Below are 1,389 nucleotides of genomic sequence, written 5' to 3'. Positions count from 1 at the left end.
CATTGGCAGGTATTGACCAGCTTCTTTGGCAGTATGTTTAGTGTCGGCGGAATTGTTTTTGCCGTGTTTGCTTGTATTGCTTATTCGCTTAAAGATTTAAGCTTTGCACCACTTCTGAGTGTCTTGTCTGGTCTTTATTGGCTTGCTGGTTGAGTCAATAGGTCTTGTTGCTCATGCTCGTTACCTGAATACTGAACAGGGAGAGGGCGCAGCAGCGCACTACATTCAGTGGACGACGTTTGGCAATACTTACTTGGCGAGAAACGTCAGCTTAGTGCTTGGCTTGCTTATCTCTGCAGTCTTCTTTATCTGGGCGCCTACCGGTATTTCAGCTGCACTGATTGGTATCGCTGCGGGGCTTGGCATGATCATTATGTTGTTAGTTGGTCGTGCACTCTTCTATATATTGGTTGTACCTACAACCATGCCAGGGGCTTTCTTCTGGAAGAACAAAGGGTTTGAAGAACATGCCAGAGACATTGGTTTGGCAGAAATGCCTCAGGTGGGTGTTGTACCTGACCTACACTAATCGCAGGTGACTAAAGAGAAGGCTGCTTTCGAAAGAAAGTGGCCTTATTGCCAATAGAATTTAGTGCGTGCTTAGTCATCAATGAGTAAAAGAGGCAGGATAAACGAAGAAGCTAAAGTGAATCAGGTTAATGCTAAAGTGAAGCAGGATAGCAAGTAGCAGAGAATTGCTTCGCTGGTAACTCCATGCGTAGAGTAAACCCGCGGCAAAGATTAGGCTGAGCCTCTCTATCGCCCCGGGCCCTGTATGGAAGTGAGCAAGAGTGAACAGAAGGGATGAGCCAATAATGGCGGCGCTGGCTGTAGACGATTTTAGGAATATAAAGCGCTGAATGATTAGCCTGAAGAACGCTTCTTCAGCGATGCAGGTCACAAACAGATTAATAAAAATAAAGGCGAAAGTCAGCTGGCCGAATTTAAAATCTGTATTGACGCCCAAAATGTAGCCGATCAGAAAAATCCCAAACATAGCGAAGCCGACCTTGGCGAATAGCTCGGGCTTTATGTTGGTTTCGTTCTTCAGGTTTGAAGGGCTCCTATTGCTGACCCAGTAGCGAAAGCAAAATAAGATGAATACTGCGCCCAAGGCTTTATCAAGGTGAGCACTTAGGGTGTAAGGAATGCTTGAGTTACCAAGTAAGGCCGGGCCGAAGACCGTGGTTTTAGTAAAGCCGGGAACAAGGTGTAAGGCTAGCATCAAGGGCACAAGGCTTAAAAATATCCAGGCGAAGGTTTTTATTGGTAAATGCTTTGATTGAACCTGACTAATGATCAGCGTGGCGAAAACAAGGAAAGCAGCAGTTCGCCAATCGATAACTTGTGTTTGCCAGCTTGTAATCAGCAAGATTACGAATAAGGGTA

2 protein-coding genes are annotated in these 1,389 nt (G+C 45.6%); one reads left to right on the top strand and one right to left on the bottom strand.

Annotated elements, in window-relative coordinates; translation table 11 throughout:
* Positions 1 to 118 precede the first annotated feature (118 nt).
* On the top strand, positions 119 to 529 hold the full coding sequence (locus tag A3756_RS03360) for a hypothetical protein (protein WP_068552930.1): 411 nt from the start codon (positions 119 to 121) through the stop codon (positions 527 to 529).
* A 78-nt stretch (positions 530 to 607) separates the two neighbouring features.
* Here A3756_RS03360 and A3756_RS03355 read toward each other — a convergent pair.
* On the bottom strand, positions 608 to 1,389 hold a 782-nt coding region (locus tag A3756_RS03355; protein WP_068552929.1), incomplete at its 5' end, for a CPBP family intramembrane glutamic endopeptidase.

The sequence above is a fragment of the Oleiphilus sp. HI0086 genome (assembly GCF_001635225.1).
The sequence above is the reverse complement of the archived record's forward strand: the minus strand, read 5'-3'. Positions and strand labels throughout refer to the sequence as shown.